The sequence below is a fragment of the endosymbiont of unidentified scaly snail isolate Monju genome (assembly GCF_000801295.1).
Classification (GTDB): Bacteria; Pseudomonadota; Gammaproteobacteria; order Chromatiales; family Chromatiaceae; genus MONJU.
Genome location: NZ_AP012978.1, coordinates 912,152 through 929,683, shown reverse-complemented (window position 1 = coordinate 929,683; position 17,532 = coordinate 912,152). Strand labels below are relative to the sequence as shown.

Genomic DNA, 17,532 nt, shown 5'->3' with positions numbered 1-17,532 from the left:
GGACCGACCGGATCGCGACAACCCCGATGGCGACCGAAAAAGACGACCCGGACCCGTTGGTCAGGCCGAGCCCGGATGCGGTGCGGGCGGGACCATGGCACCAATATAGCACAGCCGGACCAGTCCACCATGAGAAGGCTCAATGCACCGACATCCCTGTCAGTTCAGGGAGTTTTCGATGCAGTTCACCGCCTGATCCAGGAGGGAATCGCCCGTTTCGTCCAGCCAGTGCAGATCCCGTTCGCTGCGCAGCCAGGTCATCTGACGCTTGGCCAGTTGCCGGGTCGCGGCGATGGCACGGCAGATCATCTCCTCACGGTCGTACTCGCCGCGCAGCCAGGCCCACATCTGCCGGTATCCGACTGAACGCATGGACGGAAGTTCCGGATGCAGATCGCCACGCGCCACCAGGGCGCGCACCTCATCCTCGAAACCGGCCTCGAGCATGGCGCGGAAACGCCGCTCGATGCGCTGATGCAGCACCTGGCGCTCAGCCGGCGCACGCGCCAGCTTGATCGCACGCCAGGGCATGGCCTCGCCCGCCCGTTCGGCCTGGAGTGTGCTGAGCGGTCGGCCGGTGATCTCGAACACCTCCAGGGCGCGCAGGGTACGCTGGGTGTCGTTGGGGTGGATGCGCCGGGCGATGATCGGATCAACCGAGCGCAGACGCGCGTGCAGCGCCGCCAGCCCACGCTCGGCGAGCTCCGACTCCAGACGCCCGCGCACCGCCGGGTCGGAGGCCGGCAGCGGCGAGAGCCCGTACTGCAAGGCGCGGAAATACAGCATGGTACCGCCGACCAGCAGCGGGACGCGCCCGGCCTCGGTGATCTCGGCCATGGCCGCCAGGGCATCGGCACGAAAACGCTCGGCCGAATACGGATCGGCCGGATCGCAGATGTCGATCAGACGGTGCGGACAACGCGCCAATTCCTCGGGCGAAGGCTTGGCGGTGCCGATGTCCATGCCGCGATAGACCATCGCCGAATCGACGCTGATCAGGGCCACCGGCAGGCGCTCGGCCAACTGCATGGCCAACTCGGTCTTCCCCGAGGCAGTCGGCCCCATCAGCAGGATGGCCGGTGGCTGTGTCTCGCTCATCGGCCGCGCAGGAACAGCCGGTCCAGCTCGGCCATGGAGAGCTGGGTCCAGGTCGGCCGCCCGTGGTTGCACTGCCCCGAGCGCTCGGTGCGTTCGATATCGCGCAACAGGGCATCCATCTCCTCGCGGGTAAGCCGGCGATTGGCGCGCACCGAGCCATGGCAGGCCATGGTCGCCAGCACCTCGTTGACCGAGGCCAGCACCCTGTCGCTCTCGCCGTACACGGCCAGGTCCGAGAGCACGTCGCGCAACAGGCGCTCGGCATCGGCATCACGCAGCAGAGCCGGCAGGGCACGCACCACCAGTACCTCCTCGCCCATGCGATCGACCCGCATGCCCAGGCTGGCGAACGTCTCCGCGTGCTGCTCGGCCAGCTCGGCCTCGCGCCGACTCACCGACACCGAGACCGGCACCAGCAGCGGCTGCGACTTGATACCCTCGCCCTCGCGCGCGGCCTTGAAACGCTCGTAGGTGATACGCTCGTGCGCCGCGTGCATGTCCACCAGCACCAGCCCGGCAGCGTTCAGCGCCAGGATATAGACCCCATGCAACTGCGCCAGCGCAAAGCCCAGCGGTGGCAGCTCCTCGCCCTCCGCCTGCGGCTCACCGGTCTCCGTCTCCACAGACGGAGCCGGCGGCGCCTGCCAGGCCAGTGCCGCACTGTAACCGCCGCGACGCTCGCCCACCCCCAGCCTCAGACCCGGCTGCGCCGGCGGCGGAGACAATACCGCCTCCTCCCGCGCAGCGGCCGCCGGCGCCCCGGCGGGCTCGGCCTCGGGCAACGGCGATGCCGCTGTTGCACCCGGTCGCTCCTCGGCCAGCACCTGATGCAAGGTGCGAAACAGGAAGTCGTGCACCAGACGCCCCTCGCGGAAGCGCACCTCGTGCTTGGTCGGATGCACGTTCACATCTACCAGCACCGGATCGAGCTCGAGGAACAGCACGTAGGCCGGGTGCCGGCCGTGATAGAGCACGTCCTGGAAGGCCTGGCGCACCGCGTGGGTGACCAGTTTGTCGCGCACCATGCGGCCGTTCACATAGAAATGCTGCATGTCGGCCTGGGCGCGCGAGAATACGGGGCGCGCCACCCAGCCATGCAGGCACAGGCCGGCAGCCTCGTGCTCGAAGTACAGGGCGTTCTCCAGGAAGGCCGCACCCAGCAGGCCGGCGAGGCGCCGCTCCTGGCCCGCGCGATCCTCGGCAGGGTGCGTGGCGAACACCTCACGGCCATTGTGCGTCAACCGGAAGGCGATCGTCGGACACGCCAGCGCCAGCCGGCGCACCACCTGCTCGATGTGGCCGAACTCGGTCTTCTCGGTGCGCAGGAACTTGCGCCGCGCCGGCGTGTTCCAGAACAGGTCGCGGACATCGACCGTGGTGCCCTCGGGGTGCGCAGCGGGCATCGGGGCCTCGGCCTCGGCATCCAGCCGCCAGGCATGCTCGGCACCGCGCTCGCGCGAGACCAGGCTCAGGCGAGAGACCGAGGCGATGCTGGGCAGCGCCTCGCCCCGAAAGCCCATGCTGGCGATGCGCTCGAGATCCTCGAGCGAGGCAACCTTGCTGGTGGCGTGCCGCGCCAATGCCAACGGCATGTCGTCCGGATGCAAACCATGCCCGTCATCGGTCACGCGCATGCGCTTGAGCCCGCCCTGCTGGACATCGACCTCGATACGCTGCGCGCCGGCATCCAGACTGTTCTCCACCAGCTCCTTGATCACCGACGCAGGCCGCTCGACCACCTCGCCGGCGGCGATCTGGTTGACCAGTTGCGAGGGGAGCTGGCGGATACGGGGCGGCATGAGCCTATTTTGCCATGAAAACAAAACCCGGCCCCACACGCAGTGGCGGCCGGGTTGCAATGGCGAAAGGGAGCCGGCTCAGGGTCGGATGTACGACCAGCCCTCTTCCTGCCGCTTGACCAGGTGCATGACACCGGAGGCCACGACCTCGGCCTGCGGCAGCAGGGGGACGTCCTTGCCGGACTTTTTCTTCATCTTCTTCATGGTGTTGGCGCAGGCCTTGAAGCTGACGTTGTCGAAGTTCTGCGCAAAGGAGGCAATGCGCTCTTTCACCGGCGACTTCTTGGCGTGCAGCATCATAAGACCGGGGCCGTAGGTGACGATCTCGATCTGTGCCTCTTCGCCCTTGTCCTGGTAGTACTTGTTCAGGTTGGCGGCATTGTTGAGCGTGATATTCATCTTCTTGGGATCGTTCTCGTCCACATGGAACACGATCCGGCGCATGTCTCCGGCCATGACCAGACCGGATGCCAGCAGCGCCAGCGCTAACAACATTCCTCTCATCAGTCTCTCTCCTCGAATCCTCGTAACGGTGTTCAGGCGGTAACATCACCTGCACAAGGGAGACGACGGCTGCGGACAATTATTCCGCGCCGATGCAAGAAATGCGGAGACGGCGGCCTCAGGTCTCGGGGATACGCAGGACCTGGCCAACCCGGATGCGCCGGTCGTTCTTGATGCGGTTGACGTGGCGCAGCTTGCCCAGGCTCACCTGGTAGCGACTGGCGATCATGGACAGGGTCTCGCCACGCGCGATCACGTGTTCACGCGGCCGGCGCTCGCGCTCCAGCCTGGCAATGAGGGTGCCTGGCGGCGGCGCCGAGTGGAAATAGCGCTCCACACCACGGGCAATGGCCTTTGCCAGCTTGCGCTGGTAGGCCGGACTTCGCAGGTTGCGCTCCTCGGTGGGGTTGGAGATGAAGCCGGTCTCGATCAGCATGGAGGGGATATCGGGCGCCTTGAGCACCACGAATCCGGCACGCTGGATACGGCGCGCATGCACCTTGCCCAGTTTGGCGAGATTGCGATAGACCTTCTGCGCGGCGGCCAGGCTGGCCTCTTGCGCCGCCGATTGCGACAGGTCGAGCAGCACCGAGGCGAGCATGTCGTCCTTGTCATCCAGGCTCACCCCGCCGACCAGGTCGGCCGCGTTCTCGCGCGCGGCCAGCCAGCGCGCCGCCTCGCTGGAGGCCCCACGATTGGAGAGCACATAGATCGAGGAACCGCGCACCCGCTTGTCGCGGAAGGCGTCGGCATGGATGGAGACGAACAGGTCGGCCTTGTGCCGACGCGCCAGTTGCATGCGCTTGCGCAGGCCCACGTAGTAGTCGCCGCTGCGCGTGAGTACCGCGCGCATGCCCGGCAGGGCGTCAATCTCGCGCTTGAGACGCCGGGCAATCTGCAGGGTGACATCCTTCTCCCGGGTACGGTGAGCCGAGCCCAGCGCCCCCGGATCCTCCCCGCCATGCCCGGCGTCGATCGCGACCACCACGTCACGCCATTGTTTGATGTCCCGCGCGCTCTTGGCCACCCGTGGGCGACCACTGTCCTTTCCATACAGGTCGATCACCAGGCGATGGCCATAGCCCGCGTTGGGTTTGAGCAGGAAACTCTTGGGCCGCATGGCCTGGTTGAGATCCAGCACCACCCGCAGGGTACCGTCCTTGCGCTGCGCATGCCGCACACCACGCACATGGCGATCGGACAACTTGCTGGGCGCGAGCCGCTCGCCCGCGCGGGTGTCGCGCAGGTCGATGACCAGGCGGTCGGGATCACTCAGCGAGAAGATCTTGTGCTCGATCGGCTGGTCGATGTCGAACACCAGGCGAGTATGGTCCGGCGCGGTCCACAGGCGCACGCCCTGGACCTGTGCAGCCAGGGCCGAGAGGGGCAACAACAGGAGCAGACAGACGATACGCACGGTGTATCGCATGGATTCCCTTTTCACTCGATCTCTCAGGATGCTTCAAAGCTAGCACAGGATTCTTGGAAATTCCAGAAAAAACATCCAGATAAGGAGTATTTCTCAGAAAACAATCGAGTTATCCCCCAGAAAGCTCTGAAATTACCATACGCCCCCGCTCCGTACCGGCCCCCAGACGCACCCGCCGTGCCATGCCATCTTCGGCATAGGAAAGCACGAGGCGCAGGTCCGGCTCCGGCAGCCAACCCGCGCCCCGATCCGGCCATTCGACCAGCACCAGGGCCGGCTCGGCCAGCATCTCGCGCAAGCCCAGGTATTCCAATTCCTCGGGATCGCCCAGACGGTAGAGATCGAGGTGGTAACAAGGGCCGCCCGGCAGCTCGTAGGGCTCGACCAGGGTATAGGTCGGACTCTTCACCGCGCCGGAATGGCCGCGCGCGCGCAGCAGGCCACGCACCAGGGTGGTCTTGCCAGCACCCATGTCCCCCTCGAGAAAGACCAGCGCACGTGGCCCGAGCGCCCGCCCCAGACGCGCGCCGAAGGCGATCTGCTCTTCCTCGCCATGCAACAGGCGTTCGATCATGCCGGGTTCACCAGGCGCCGCAGGTGTGGCATCAGATCGCTGGCGAGCAGGCCGCACTCCCCCTCGCGGGCCACGGCCCGGTCAGCCGCTGCGGCATGCAGGCAGACGCCGAGCTCGGCCGCCTCTTCCGGCATCCACCCCTGCGCGATCAGGCCGCCGATCACCCCCGCCAGCACATCGCCCATGCCACCGCTGGCCATCCCGGGATTGCCGTCACTGCACACCGCCAACGGGCGCTGCCCCGGCCCAAGCACCAGCGTGCCTGCCCCCTTGAGTACCACGGTGCCGCCATAACGCCGTTGCAGCGCCTCGACGGCCGCGAAGCGGTCCGCCTGCACCTCGGCGGCTTCCACCCCCAGCAGCCTGGCGGCCTCGCCTGGATGCGGCGTGAGCACCCGATCGTCGCGCGGGGCGACCGGTTTCTCGGCCAGGCGGTTGAGCGCGTCGGCGTCGATCACCTGTGGTCCTGGCCAGTCGATACCGACGTGATACAGCTCATCGCCCCAGCCGCGGCGCCCCAGCCCCGGCCCCAGCACCAGCACGGAGGCCCGCGACAACAGGCTTCGCAGGCCCTTGCGACCGTTGACGGCGTGCGCCATCAACTCGGGGCGGGCGGCGAGAACGGCCGCGACATGGCGCTTGCGCGTGGCCAGGCTGACCAGCCCGGCGCCGACTCGTGCTGCCGCCTCGCCCGCCAGGTGCGCCGCGCCGCCGAAGCCATGATCACCACCGACGACCAGCACATGCCCGAAATCACCCTTGTGCGCCGTGCGCCGGCGAGGACGCAGGCGGGTCGCCTCGCGGGTCCAGTCGATGCGCCGCGCGCTGAGAATCTGGCTGGCGTAGATGGCCGCCGGCACCTCGAGGGCGTCGAAGAACACCTCGCCGCAGCAGTCGGGAGCCTCGCCGGTGAACAGGCCGCGCTTGAGACCGATGAAACTGATGGTCGCGGCAGCACGTACCGCCACGCCCAGCACCACCCCACGGTCGGCATCCAGGCCAGTGGGAATGTCCACCGCCAACACCGGTGCCGAATGGGCATTGATCGCCTCCACTGCCGCGCGCCAGGCCCCGCCCAGCTCGCGGTCCAGGCCAGTGCCGAGCAGGGCATCGATCAAGAGGTCACAGTCGCGCGGCAGGGCCCCATCGAACTCCATCCAGGGCCGCTCGAGCGCCGCCCAGTGATCGGCATGCAGCCGGGCGTCACCGGCGATGCGCTCGCGCTCTCCGAGCTGGATCACCCGCACCTCCAGACCGGCCTCGGCGGCCAGCCGCGCGATCACGAAACCGTCGCCTCCGTTGTTACCGGTACCGCACAATACGCACCAGCACCGCGCCTCCGGCCAGCGTTCGCGCGCCAGGGCAAAGGCCGCTTCACCGGCACGTTGCATCAGCTCGGCGCCGGGGATGCCGAAACGCTCGATGGCCTGGCGCTCGAGCGCGCGCACCTGATCAGCGGTGTACAGTGCCGCCGGCAGGGTCTCGGTCTTTGGCATCACGCGATATTGCATTTGGGTAAAGTGTGTTCCATGAGCAAAGGTGGCGATATCGACTACGCGCAACTGTCCCGGCGCATCAAGCAATGGGGCCACGAACTGGGCTTCGGCGCGGTCGGCATCTGCGATACCGACCTCACCGAGGCCGAGCACCATCTGCACAGCTGGCTGGCCAAAGGCTACCACGGCACGATGGACTACATGCACCGTCACGGCAGCAAGCGCACCCGCCCGGCCGAACTGGTGCCCGGCACCCTGCGCATCATCAGCGTGCGCCTGGACTACCGCCCACCCGAACCTGACCCGGGCAGCGTACTGCGCGACCCGGCCGCCGCCTTCATTTCACGCTATGCCCTGGGACGCGACTATCACAAGGTGTTGCGTGCCCGTCTCAAGAAACTGGCACAACGCATCGCCGACGAGATCGGCGATTTCGGCTATCGGGTATTCACCGACAGCGCGCCGGTGATGGAGAAGGCCATCGCGCAGAAGGCCGGCCTGGGCTGGGTCGGCAAGCATTCGAACATCCTCTCGCGCGATGCCGGCAGCTGGTTCTTCCTGGGCGAGCTCTACACCGACCTGCCGCTGCCGGTGGACAGCCCGGTGAGCGACCACTGCGGCGAGTGCACCGCCTGCATCGACGTCTGCCCTACCCGCGCCATCGTTGCGCCCTATCAGGTCGATGCACGGCGCTGCATCTCCTATCTCACCATCGAGCTGCACGGCCCGATTCCCGAGGCGTTGCGCCCGCTGATGGGCAACCGTATCTACGGCTGCGACGACTGCCAGCTCTGCTGCCCGTGGAACCGCTTTGCCAATGACACCACCGAGGCCGACTTCCTGCCGCGCCACGGCCTGGACACCGCCACCCTCGTCGAACTGTTCGCCTGGGACGAGGCAACTTTCCTGAAACGCACCGAGGGTTCGGCCATCCGCCGCATCGGCCACGAACGCTGGCTGCGCAATATCGCGGTGGCACTGGGCAACAGCGGTGAAGCAGCGGCGGAAAGCGCGCTGCGCGCACGCACCGACCACCCTTCCGAGCTGGTACGCGAGCATGTGGCCTGGGCGCTGACCCGGCTGCGAGCGCTGCTCAGACCTTGAGGAAATGCTCGCGATAGTGGCGCAACTCGGCAATGGAATCCTTGATGTCGTCCAGTGCCAGGTGCGACGAATCCTTCTTGAAGCCCTCGTACACCGCCGGGGCCCAGCGCCGAGCCAGCTCCTTGAGGGTCGAGACATCCAGGTTACGGTAGTGAAAATAGTCTTCCAGTTCCGGCATCAGGCGTGCCATGAAGCGCCGGTCCTGGCAGATGGAATTGCCGCACATGGGCGACTTGCCCTTGGGCACCCACTCGCGCAGGAAGGCCAGGGTCTCGCGTTCGGCATCGGCCACCGAGTATCGGCTCTCGCGCACCCGCCGGGTAAGCCCCGACTGACCGTGCTGACGGGTGTTCCACTCGTCCATGGCGTCCATCACCGCGCTCGGCTGGTAGATGGCGATCACCGGCCCCTCGGCGAGGATGTTCAGCTCGGCGTCGGTGACCACGGTGGCAATCTCGATGATGTGGTCGCGGTCGGTATCCAGCCCGGTCATCTCCAGGTCGATCCAGATCAGGTTGTTCTCGTCGGCTGGCATACCGGCTCCTCAGTGGAAAAACAGACGCAGGGATTCTACAACGGCCGCAACGGGCTCAGAGCACGAACACCGGTGTGCGCTGCACGTCGGTACGAGTCTGCAGATAAGCCACCTTGCCCCGCCAGACCGCCACGGTGTCAGGCACACCAAGCAGGAAACCCTGGCCGAGATCCATCTCCAGATCGGTGAGCTTTTCGAGCTGGGCGGCGCTCTCGATCACCTCGACCACGGTTTCCAGCCCCAGTTCGTGGGCCATCTGGCGGGTGATGTGCATGATGCGCTCGACCGCGGTCCGCGTGTTGATATTACGCGTGAGCGAACCATCCAGCTTGAGGTAGCGAATGCTGCCCTCCAGCGCCAGCTCGATCACCAGTTGCAGGGTGGAGTAGCCGGTACCGAAGTCATCCACGGCAAAGTGCAGGCCGTGCTCTCGATGCAGCTCGGTGATCAACTCGCGGCGCTCCAGCAGGGTCTGCTCGGTCAGTTCGATAACGACCTCGAAGCCGCGCAACGGCCCCTTCACCGCCTCGATCAGCGCATCCAGGTAGGTCCTGCTCTCGAGCGAGCAGGCACAGACGTTGATGAACAAGCGCCGGGTGATGTCGTGCAGGGGCCCGGCCTGAGCCACGATGTGCGACAGGATCAGGCGATCGAAATCGATCGCCATACCAGCGGAGATGATATCGTCGATGAACATGCCCACGCTGATATGCCCCCCGCCCCGCCCTCGCGGAAGCGGCCCAGCACCTCGAAGGCGTGCAGGCAGCGCGTGTCGTCCAGGGTCACCAGCGGCTGGATGAAGATGTCGGTGTGCTCCGGCACCAGGCGCGTACGAAGATCGATGGAGCGACGGTAGCGCTTCCCCAGCCAGTCGAGCAGGTGCCGCTTGTCCTCCCTGTCCACTGCGATCTCGCGGCGACCCAAACCCGCTTGCTCCGTGAGATATTCCACGACCAGATGGAGATCCTCGGTGGTGAGTTCGTTCAGTTCGGTCAGTTCGATGCCGTGGTAGGCCACCTCGATGGGAAACGGCAGATCATCGCAGGTACCCTCCAGGCACTGCTCTACCCGTGCGCACAAGGCATCGAGCTCGGCGGCATCAATGTCGTGCCCCACGATGTAGAAGTCACCTGCGATACCGCGCGTGAACAGCAACCAGGAATAGTTGTTCTCGAACTCCTCGCGCAGCACCGTCTCGACGCGGGCCAGCGCTCTTCCCCCCGCTTCGGCACCGTACAGCTTGTTGATGCGCGAGAGATGACTGAGATTGAGCACACACAGGAACTTGCGCCCCGGCAGGTAAAGCGCGGCCTGCAGAAACCCGAAGAACCGCCCGATGCGGTTGGTCTCGCTCTCGAAATAGAGGATGCTGAGCAGGTTCAGCAGTTCGGAGACCTTGGCCAGCAGATCCTGGTAGGCGACATAGGCCTGTTCGTAACGTCCGCCGCTGAGCATGGCATGCAGGATACTGGCCTGCTGCAATATCACCCGGTGCTGCTCGTTGATCTGGTCGCACAGCTTCAGATCCAGGCAGATCATCATGCTCTCGGGATAGCGCAGCGCCTCGGTGAAGCGGCTCTCGGCCAGCGATTCCAGAGGAAATCCCGACAAGTCGCCCACCACGGCTTCGCGCAACTGCTGCAACCAGTCGAGGTAGATGCGGATCAGCAGCTTCTCGCGCACCAGTGATTGTGGCAGGCGCTGTGGCCGTTGCGCCTCGAGGACCAGGTATTGCTGCGCGGTGGCCCGCTTGGCTTGCTCGAACAGGCGATCGGTCTCCAGGTAATGTTCGACCGGCCGTTGCATGTTGGAGGTCACCAGCTGGATCAGCTCGCTCTTGATCCGGTTGAACGCCCCCATCAACAGGACGAAGGGGATGTCCTCGTCGAAATAGTCGTGCGCCAGACGCTCGACGATCTCCTGCTCTTCCGCCGGCCGTTCGAGAAAGGTCTCGAGAAAGCGGCGAAACCCATCGAGCAGCAACTGCTCGCGCCGCGTATCGAGCAGGGTATCCAGTGCGCCGTATTCGACATGGAAGAGGTGCAGTTGCTGGAGAAGTGTTTCGACTTGATCTGGGGTGAGGTGCAAATATTCTTCCGGCATGGACGATCAGGGCGATCGGGCGTTCGGGCCATGGGCCGGAGTATATCCGAGCTCCATGCGCGTTCAAGCCAGGGGAAAACCCCATGTCCCGCCAAACAGGTAAGGATTTGCCGCTTGCCGACACCCTGCTGCGAGTACAATGTGAAAAGGAAATCGTCACTTACGGAAAGCGATCCCCAGATCATGAATCGATTTCCCACGCAAAGGAGCCAAACGAAATGAACCCCTTGTCCCTGTCACTTCTCGCCGCCGCCCTGCTCGCTGGCGGCCCGGCGCTGGCCGATTTCGACGCGGCCCGCTTCATCAAGGAAAAATGCTCCGGTTGTCATGACGAGCGCGTCTACGCCCGTCCCGACCACCGCATGCAGAACCTGCAGCAGCTCAAAGCCCAGGTAAGGCGCTGCGACGCCAACATCGACACCCGCCTGTTCGACGAGGACATCGCCGCGGTGGTCAAGTACCTGAACGACACCCACTATCACTTTGACAAATGACATCGCATAACGCCTGACGATGTCGCGTCGCAGGCTCAGCAAACAGCAGCGGGCGCGCATCGCGCGCATTCAGGAACAGCGGCGACGCCTGGCAGATGCCCGCGCCGAGTCCCTGCTCGGCAACGGTGACGCCAGCCCACCGGTCGAAGGGCGAGTCATCGTGCGCCATGGCCGCAGCCTGCTGGTACGCGGATCGGAAGACGAAGCCGTGCACTGCCTGTTCCGCCAGAACCTGGGCGAGATCGTGTGCGGCGACCGCGTACTCTGGCAGCCCGTGGACGGGGGTGCCGGCGTGGTGGTGGCCCTGCTCGAACGCGACACCGTGCTCTCGCGGCCGGATCATGCCGGGCACGACAAACCCATCGCCGCCAACATCAGCCAACTGGTGGTGGTGCTGGCCCCCAGGCCGGAACCCACCGGCTTTCTGCTCGACCAGTACCTGATTGCCGCCGAGCGCATCGGCGTGCGCGGCGCCCTCTGCCTGAACAAGGCCGACCTGCTCGATGACACCGAACGCGCCGCCTTCCGCCAGCGCTTCGCCCATTACGAGGACCTGGGCTACCCCCTTATCCAGGTCAGTGCCAAGACGACACATGGCCTGGAGCCGCTGTTCGAACGACTGCGCGGGCACACCAGCATCCTGGTCGGCCAGTCGGGAGTGGGCAAGTCCTCGCTGATCAATGCCCTGCTGCCAAACCCCGAGCTGCTCGAAGGCGCCCTCTCCGAGGCGACCGGGCTCGGCCGTCACACCACCTCGGCAGCCACCCTCTACGCGCTGGAGTGCGGCGGCGAGATCATCGACTCGCCCGGCGTACGCAGCTTCCGACTCGGTCGGCTGACGCGCCAGGAACTGGAAGACGGCTTTCCCGAGCTGCGTACACTCAAGGGTCAATGCCGTTTCAACGACTGCACCCACCGACACGAGCCCGGCTGCGCGGTACGCAAGGCGCTGGAGGCAGGCCGCATCCACCCTGACCGTCTGGCCAGTTTCCATCACCTGGCCGCGCAGGCAGCAGACCACTGACAGCCCCCTCGCCACGCTGCGAAGAAGGCCAGAAAGAAACCGGAAAGACTCAGTGCCGGGTCGGCGGGCGCGGATGGAACTGCACCACCTGGGGTTCAGGTTTGGAACGCCGGTAGGGGGACTGGTAATCGAGATCGACGGTGAACCCCAGCTCGCCGCTGGTGATCTTCACCTGCTTGAGATCAGGGCGACGCACGCCCAGCCAGGTGGTCAGCGCCATAGCCAGATTGTCCTTTCCCTGGGCCAGGGCATTGGCCAGGTTGGCTGCGACAAAGCGGGTGCGCGCATCCAGGTCCGGCTCGGCAAAGGCCTGACCTTCGAGCACGATGCCGCCGTCCATCTTGCGATCCATCAGGGCAAGATGCTCGAGGTGCTCCTGGGGCACCGGCCGGTCACGATCGAACTCCAGTTGTGGTTGATTATCGACCAGTACGCCCAGCACATCGCCCATCGCCCTTCTCCCCGAATGAAACCTTCTCGCAGCATAGCGTCCCCGGGTCACAAGGCAACGGCGCAGATTCAACGGGATTCATCCCGCCGATGCTCGCGGGCGGCCGGGTGGTCATCCAGGGACCAAGTCGGCCAGCGTCTTCCCGGCCGGCCGAATACTCAGGAGCCGCTCATGCGGAACTGCGCCCCAGGCAGCAGCGACTCGTCAAACGCCTGCGGCAGGCGCTCAAGCAGTGCCAGCGCCTCGGCCAGCGGCAGGCTCAGGTGCAGCATGCCGCCGTCCTCGGGGTAGAGCAGCTCGAGCTGTACGGGCCCATCCGCCTCGGCGCACCAGACCTGGAGAATGAGCTCGTTGGTATCGATCACGCCGATGTAATTGTCCGGCGCGACCAGCAGGCGCTCGGCCAGTGGCGCAATGTGCTCGCCGGCAAGCGACTCGGGCTCGCTGGATGAGACCCCCTCCCCGGTGACGTAGTCCCGCCAGAAGACGCGGAAGACCCGCTTGCGTGGCGCATTCATCTCAGGCCCTCCGCCAGGTGGTGCCGCCGGGGCCGTCCTCGAGCACGATGCCGGCCTGCTGCAACTGGTCGCGGATGCGGTCGGCCTCGGCCCAGTCCTTCTCCGCCTTGGCCTGGGCGCGCTGCGCGATCAACGCCTCGATCTCGGCATCGTCCAGGCCGTTGTCCGCGCTGTCACCACGCAACCAGGTCTCGGGATCTTCCTGCAGGATGCCCAGCACATCGCCCATGCGGCGCAGGGCCCCAGCCAGGCCGGCGGCCGCCTGTGGATCGTCCTGGCGCAACCGGTTGATCTCGCGCACCAGGTCGAACATCACCGCCAGGGCCTCGGGGGTGTTGAAGTCGTCCTGCATGGCGGCGTGAAAACGCGCCTCGAAGGCCTCGGCGCCGGCGGGCTCGCTCTCCGGCAGACCGCGCAAGGAGGTGTAGAAACGGGTGAGCGCCGCGCCCGCCTGGTCGAGCTGGGTATCGTCGTAATTGAGCGGGCTGCGGTACTGGCTGGTGAGGACGAAATAGCGCACTGCCTCGGGACGATAGCGCTCCAGGATCTCGCGCACGGTGAAGAAGTTGCCCAGCGATTTGGACATCTTCTCGTCGTTGATGCGCACGAAGCCGTTGTGCATCCAGTAACGCACGAAAGGGTGACCGGTGGCACCTTCCGACTGGGCGATCTCGTTTTCATGGTGCGGAAAGGTCAGGTCGGCACCGCCACCGTGAATGTCGAAGGTATCGCCCAGCGCCTCGGTGGACATGGCCGAGCACTCGATGTGCCAGCCCGGCCGTCCGCTTCCCCAGGGCGAATCCCAGGCCGGCTCGCCCGGCTTGGCCGCCTTCCACAGGGCAAAGTCCAGGGAGTCGCGCTTGCCCTCGCCCGGTTCGACCCGCGCACCCGCTTCCAGATCGTCGATCGACTTGCCCGAGAGCTTGCCGTACTCGGGAAAGCTGCGCACGTCGTAATACACGTCACCATTATCCGCCACGTAGGCATGGCCGCGCTCGATCAGCCGCTCGATCATGGCGATGATACCCGGCAGATGCTCGGTGGCACGCGGCTCCAGGTCGGGCGGGAGCACGCCCAGCGCCGCGGCGTCCTCGTGCATGGCCGCGATGAAACGCTCGGTCAGCTCGGTGAAGGGCTCGCCACGCTCGTTGGCGCGCGTGATGATCTTGTCATCGATATCGGTGATGTTGCGCACATAGGTCACATCGAAGCCCAGCGCCTTCAGGTAGCGATAGACCACGTCGAACACCACCATCACCCGCGCATGCCCCAGGTGGCACAAGTCGTAGACCGTCATGCCGCAGACATACATCCGCACCTTGCCCGGCTCGAGCGGTTCGAAGACTTCCTTGCTGCGCGTCAGGTCGTTGTGGATCTTGAGCATGGGTTCTACCGTACGGCGAAAAGAAGGGATTCTAGCGAATATTCGGCCCAAGGAAGGACCCGCCCGTGGGAGCAGCCTCCTCGCCGCGAACATTCGGCCCGGGGACGGGCCTCCTGCACCACCTGTGGGAGCGGCGTCCCCACCGCGAACTGCGCCCCGCCTTCCTCCCTCCCCACGCAACCGTTACACTCGATGCCAAGTCACCCGGAAACCTCGAGATCACCATGAAGAAACCGTTGCTCGCACTCCTGTCGTTCTTTCTCGTCGCCACCCTGCAAGCCGCCGACTCGGTGGACGTGGTCATGGAGACCAGCAAGGGCGACATCACCCTGCGCCTGGATACCGAAAAGGCGCCGAAAACCGTGGCCAACTTCCTGCGCTACGTGGACGAGGGCTTCTACGACGGCACCATTTTCCACCGGGTGATCCCGGGCTTCATGATCCAGGGTGGCGGCCTGACGCCCGACCTGGTCAAGAAACCCACCCATTCACCGGTTGAGAACGAGGCGAAGAATGGCCTCAAGAACGTGCGTGGCAGCATCGCCATGGCACGCACCCGCGACCCGCACTCGGCCACTTCACAGTTCTTCATCAACCACCGCGACAATCCGAACCTCGACTACCCGAGCTTCGACGGCTGGGGCTACGCGGTGTTCGGCAAGGTAATCGACGGCATGGAGGTGGTGGACGCCATCGCCCGGGTGCCGACCACTCGCCGCAACGGCCGTGCCGATGTGCCGGTGGAGCCGGTGGTCATCAAGAAGGTCCGGCGCAAGTGAGTCGCAGGCGATGACCCCGCTTTTCGCAACCTCTCCGGTGCCTGCCGGGTAAGCTGGCTGGCGTGAAAGGTGTCCTGGACCAGCGGCTGGCGCTCACCCTGGTCGTCTCGATGCTGCTGCACGGCGCCCTGCTCTACCTGCTCTGGTACGACAGGGTTCCGCTCCGGACCTCCAGCGCGAGCGCCGTGGTGGATGTTCGCCTGGTGCCGGCCGCGGTGAGCACCCGGCCCGACGCCCGACCGGCGCGCAGCGCCCCACCGCCATCACCCCCCTCGCCGCTCAGCGAACGAGTCCCGCGCCCGGCCCCCGTTCCCCGGCCCGCCAGGCCGCCACGACCGGCCACCCCCCCGCCAAAGCCGCCTCGCAGGCCCGCAAGGCCGGCCCGTACACCACCGCCGCCGTCTCGGCCTGTCCGCGCCTCCGCGCCCCCGGCGAGACCGGCCCCGCCTCCCCCTGCCCACGCGGGGAAACCGGACCGGCCGGCAGCACCCGTCCCGCTCACCACACATGCCATTCCAAGGGAGAGCGCCTCGAAGGAGGCGGCTGAAGCCGACGCCCTGCGCACGCACTATCTCGCCGAGCTGGCAGCCGCGATCACGCAAAACCGGCACTATCCGCGCCTGTCGCGGCGGCGCCGGGAGGAAGGGCGTGTACTGGTGGGCTTTCACATCGCCAGCGACGGTCGCTTCGAACAGGTACGCGTGCTCGAATCCTCGGGCCGGCCACGTCTCGACCGGGTAGCGCTGGAGACGGTCCGCCGCACCTCCCCGTTCCGCCCGCCGCCCCCCGCACTGAACGAGGCCAACCGAGAGATCCGCCTGCCGGTGGTATTCCGCCTGCAGTGATGCAGGACCGCAGCCCCCGGGCACGGTCTGGAAACATACCGGCGCGCCTTGCGTGCCCTGGCAATTTCCGCCTGCCTGGCAATGGATTTTCGCCAGCATATCCCCGAGAATGCGCGCACCGGGCCGAGAGGCTCCCTGACATTCCAGCGAGGAAGATTCCGTGATTACTTTGAAGACCAGCCTGGGCGACATCGTCATCGAACTGAACCACGAGGCCGCCCCCAAGACCTGCGAGAACTTCGAGCAATACGTGCGCGACGGCTTCTACGACGGCACCATCTTTCACCGCGTGATCGACAACTTCATGATCCAGGGTGGTGGTTTCATGCCCGACATGATGCAGAAGGCCACGCGCGACCCCATCGAGAACGAGGCCAACAATGGCCTGAGCAACGAGACCGGCACCATCGCCATGGCGCGCACCATGCAGCCGCACTCGGCCAGCTCGCAATTCTTCATCAACGTGGCCGACAACAAGTTCCTCGACTATCCCGGCCAGGACGGCTGGGGCTATTGCGTGTTCGGGCGCGTGGTCGAGGGCATGGATGTGGTCAACAAGATCAAGGGCGTGCCCACGACTACCCGCGCCGGTCACTCCGATGTGCCGGTGGAGCCGGTGGTCATCGAGTCTGCCTCCCTGAGCGAGGACTGAATCCTCCGCCCGCTCCACCCTGACAGGGTCAACGGCCCTGTCAGGGTGGAATGCATTCCGACACCGCCCCCCGGAGAGGGTCAGTCCTTTCCATTGCGGTTGCACAGGCTGTGCTCGACAGCGAGTACAGCCGCCTCGACCCTCGAGTGCACCTCGAGCTTGCGCAGTATGGCCTTTACGTGCAGCTTGACGGTGCCGTCCGATATCCCCAGATTGCGCGCGATGACCTTGTTGCTCTGGCCCTCGGCCAGCAGGCAGAGGATCTCGTGCTCGCGCGGAGTGAGCTCAGCGAATTGGCGCTCGATGTCGCTCTCGGGGCGTGCTGCCTCGCCCTGCACCGCGCGCGCCAGTACCGCGGCCAGCTCGGGCGCGACCACGGTCTGGCCCGCGACGATGTCTTCCAGCGCCCGGATCAGCGAATCGGGTTCCATATCCTTGAGCAGGTAGCCGTTGGCCCCGGCCTGCAGAGACTGCACCACGTCCTGCTCGTCGCGGCTGGTGGTGAGCATCACGATCGGCATGCGCTGGCCGCCCTCGCGCAGCGCACGCAGCATCTCGATGCCGTTCATCTCGGGCATGCGCATGTCCAGCAGCACCACGTCCGGCTCCAGCTCGCCGACCAGGACGATACCCTGTTCGCAGCAGCCCTCGGCCGCCACCACCTGGATGCCGCGCCGCTCCAGCAGCTCACGCAGCCCCATGCGAAACAGGGCGTGATCGTCGATCAACAGTACCTTCATCGT

The 17,532-nt window shown here is 65.9% G+C and carries 19 protein-coding genes; 6 read left to right on the top strand and 13 right to left on the bottom strand.

Annotated features, from left to right (window positions below; genetic code table 11):
* Window positions 1–159: 159 nt before the first annotated feature.
* The 6 genes from miaA to EBS_RS04385 form a co-directional block, all read right to left on the bottom strand.
* A complete protein-coding gene (miaA, locus tag EBS_RS04410; RefSeq protein ID WP_043107549.1) occupies window positions 160–1,098 on the bottom strand; it encodes a tRNA (adenosine(37)-N6)-dimethylallyltransferase MiaA in 939 nt (312 codons plus the stop codon).
* Window positions 1,095–2,897: a DNA mismatch repair endonuclease MutL gene (gene mutL / locus EBS_RS04405; RefSeq protein ID WP_043107548.1), complete on the bottom strand. Its 1,803-nt coding sequence runs from the start codon at window positions 2,895–2,897 to the stop codon at window positions 1,095–1,097. The genes miaA and mutL overlap by 4 nt, the downstream gene beginning before the upstream one ends.
* 78 nt (window positions 2,898–2,975) lie before the next feature.
* Complete coding sequence (locus EBS_RS04400) at window positions 2,976–3,401, bottom strand: DsrE family protein (protein WP_043107547.1); 426 nt, start codon at window positions 3,399–3,401, stop codon at window positions 2,976–2,978.
* A 118-nt stretch (window positions 3,402–3,519) separates the two neighbouring features.
* Window positions 3,520–4,830 (bottom strand): N-acetylmuramoyl-L-alanine amidase, encoded by a 1,311-nt coding sequence (locus tag EBS_RS04395; protein ID WP_043107546.1) that lies wholly within the window; start codon window positions 4,828–4,830, stop codon window positions 3,520–3,522.
* Between the two features lie 109 nt (window positions 4,831–4,939).
* Window positions 4,940–5,404 (bottom strand): tRNA (adenosine(37)-N6)-threonylcarbamoyltransferase complex ATPase subunit type 1 TsaE, encoded by a 465-nt coding sequence (tsaE, locus tag EBS_RS04390; RefSeq protein ID WP_043107543.1) that lies wholly within the window; start codon window positions 5,402–5,404, stop codon window positions 4,940–4,942.
* Window positions 5,401–6,900, bottom strand: coding sequence for an NAD(P)H-hydrate dehydratase (locus EBS_RS04385; protein ID WP_148307658.1), 1,500 nt, complete (start codon window positions 6,898–6,900; stop codon window positions 5,401–5,403). Before EBS_RS04385 ends, tsaE begins: the two co-directional genes overlap by 4 nt.
* 33 nt (window positions 6,901–6,933) lie before the next feature.
* Here EBS_RS04385 and queG point away from each other — a divergent pair, with 33 nt between their 5' ends.
* Window positions 6,934–8,004 (top strand): tRNA epoxyqueuosine(34) reductase QueG, encoded by a 1,071-nt coding sequence (gene queG / locus EBS_RS04380; protein WP_043107540.1) that lies wholly within the window; start codon window positions 6,934–6,936, stop codon window positions 8,002–8,004.
* Here the strand turns inward: queG and orn are convergent.
* Genes orn through EBS_RS04365 form a run of 3 tightly spaced genes read right to left on the bottom strand, consistent with a single transcriptional unit; the run spans window position 7,994 to window position 10,627 of the window.
* Complete coding sequence (gene orn, locus EBS_RS04375) at window positions 7,994–8,539, bottom strand: oligoribonuclease (RefSeq protein ID WP_043107539.1); 546 nt, start codon at window positions 8,537–8,539, stop codon at window positions 7,994–7,996. The genes queG and orn overlap by 11 nt on opposite strands.
* A gap of 55 nt (window positions 8,540–8,594) precedes the next feature.
* On the bottom strand, window positions 8,595–9,236 hold the full coding sequence (locus tag EBS_RS04370) for an EAL domain-containing protein (RefSeq protein ID WP_081999812.1): 642 nt from the start codon (window positions 9,234–9,236) through the stop codon (window positions 8,595–8,597).
* On the bottom strand, window positions 9,182–10,627 hold the full coding sequence (locus EBS_RS04365; protein WP_148307657.1) for a hypothetical protein: 1,446 nt from the start codon (window positions 10,625–10,627) through the stop codon (window positions 9,182–9,184). The genes EBS_RS04370 and EBS_RS04365 overlap by 55 nt, the downstream gene beginning before the upstream one ends.
* Window positions 10,628–10,860: 233 nt before the next feature.
* On the opposite strand from EBS_RS04365, the gene EBS_RS04360 reads away from it, so the two are divergent.
* Window positions 10,861–11,136, top strand: a complete 276-nt coding sequence (locus EBS_RS04360; protein WP_043107534.1) for a hypothetical protein — start codon at window positions 10,861–10,863, stop codon at window positions 11,134–11,136.
* A gap of 19 nt (window positions 11,137–11,155) precedes the next feature.
* A complete protein-coding gene (rsgA, locus tag EBS_RS04355) occupies window positions 11,156–12,160 on the top strand; it encodes a small ribosomal subunit biogenesis GTPase RsgA (protein WP_043107533.1) in 1,005 nt (334 codons plus the stop codon).
* A gap of 49 nt (window positions 12,161–12,209) precedes the next feature.
* On the opposite strand, the gene EBS_RS04350 is transcribed toward rsgA, so the two are convergent.
* From EBS_RS04350 to cysS, 3 genes are all read right to left on the bottom strand, one after another.
* Window positions 12,210–12,611 carry a hypothetical protein gene (locus EBS_RS04350; protein WP_043107532.1) on the bottom strand — a complete coding sequence of 134 codons (402 nt, stop codon included), beginning with the start codon at window positions 12,609–12,611 and terminating at the stop codon, window positions 12,210–12,212.
* Between the two features lie 158 nt (window positions 12,612–12,769).
* Window positions 12,770–13,129, bottom strand: coding sequence for a hypothetical protein (locus EBS_RS04345; protein WP_043107531.1), 360 nt, complete (start codon window positions 13,127–13,129; stop codon window positions 12,770–12,772).
* Window position 13,130: 1 nt separating this feature from the next.
* Window positions 13,131–14,513 carry a cysteine--tRNA ligase gene (cysS, locus tag EBS_RS04340; RefSeq protein ID WP_043107530.1) on the bottom strand — a complete coding sequence of 461 codons (1,383 nt, stop codon included), beginning with the start codon at window positions 14,511–14,513 and terminating at the stop codon, window positions 13,131–13,133.
* A gap of 224 nt (window positions 14,514–14,737) precedes the next feature.
* Between cysS and EBS_RS04335 the strand changes: the two genes are divergently transcribed.
* The 3 genes from EBS_RS04335 to EBS_RS04325 all read left to right on the top strand — a co-directional run bounded on the left by EBS_RS04335 (window position 14,738) and on the right by EBS_RS04325 (window position 16,789).
* Window positions 14,738–15,292 carry a peptidylprolyl isomerase gene (locus tag EBS_RS04335; protein WP_043107527.1) on the top strand — a complete coding sequence of 185 codons (555 nt, stop codon included), beginning with the start codon at window positions 14,738–14,740 and terminating at the stop codon, window positions 15,290–15,292.
* Window positions 15,293–15,354: 62 nt separating this feature from the next.
* The gene (locus tag EBS_RS14205; RefSeq protein ID WP_081999811.1) at window positions 15,355–16,137 is read left to right on the top strand and encodes an energy transducer TonB; all 783 of its coding nucleotides are present in this window, start codon (window positions 15,355–15,357) and stop codon (window positions 16,135–16,137) included.
* 160 nt (window positions 16,138–16,297) lie between these two features.
* Window positions 16,298–16,789, top strand: a complete 492-nt coding sequence (locus EBS_RS04325) for a peptidylprolyl isomerase (protein WP_043107522.1) — start codon at window positions 16,298–16,300, stop codon at window positions 16,787–16,789.
* Between the two features lie 80 nt (window positions 16,790–16,869).
* Here the strand turns inward: EBS_RS04325 and EBS_RS04320 are convergent, their stop codons facing one another.
* Window positions 16,870–17,529 carry a response regulator gene (locus tag EBS_RS04320; RefSeq protein WP_043107521.1) on the bottom strand — a complete coding sequence of 220 codons (660 nt, stop codon included), beginning with the start codon at window positions 17,527–17,529 and terminating at the stop codon, window positions 16,870–16,872.
* Window positions 17,530–17,532 lie beyond the last annotated feature (3 nt).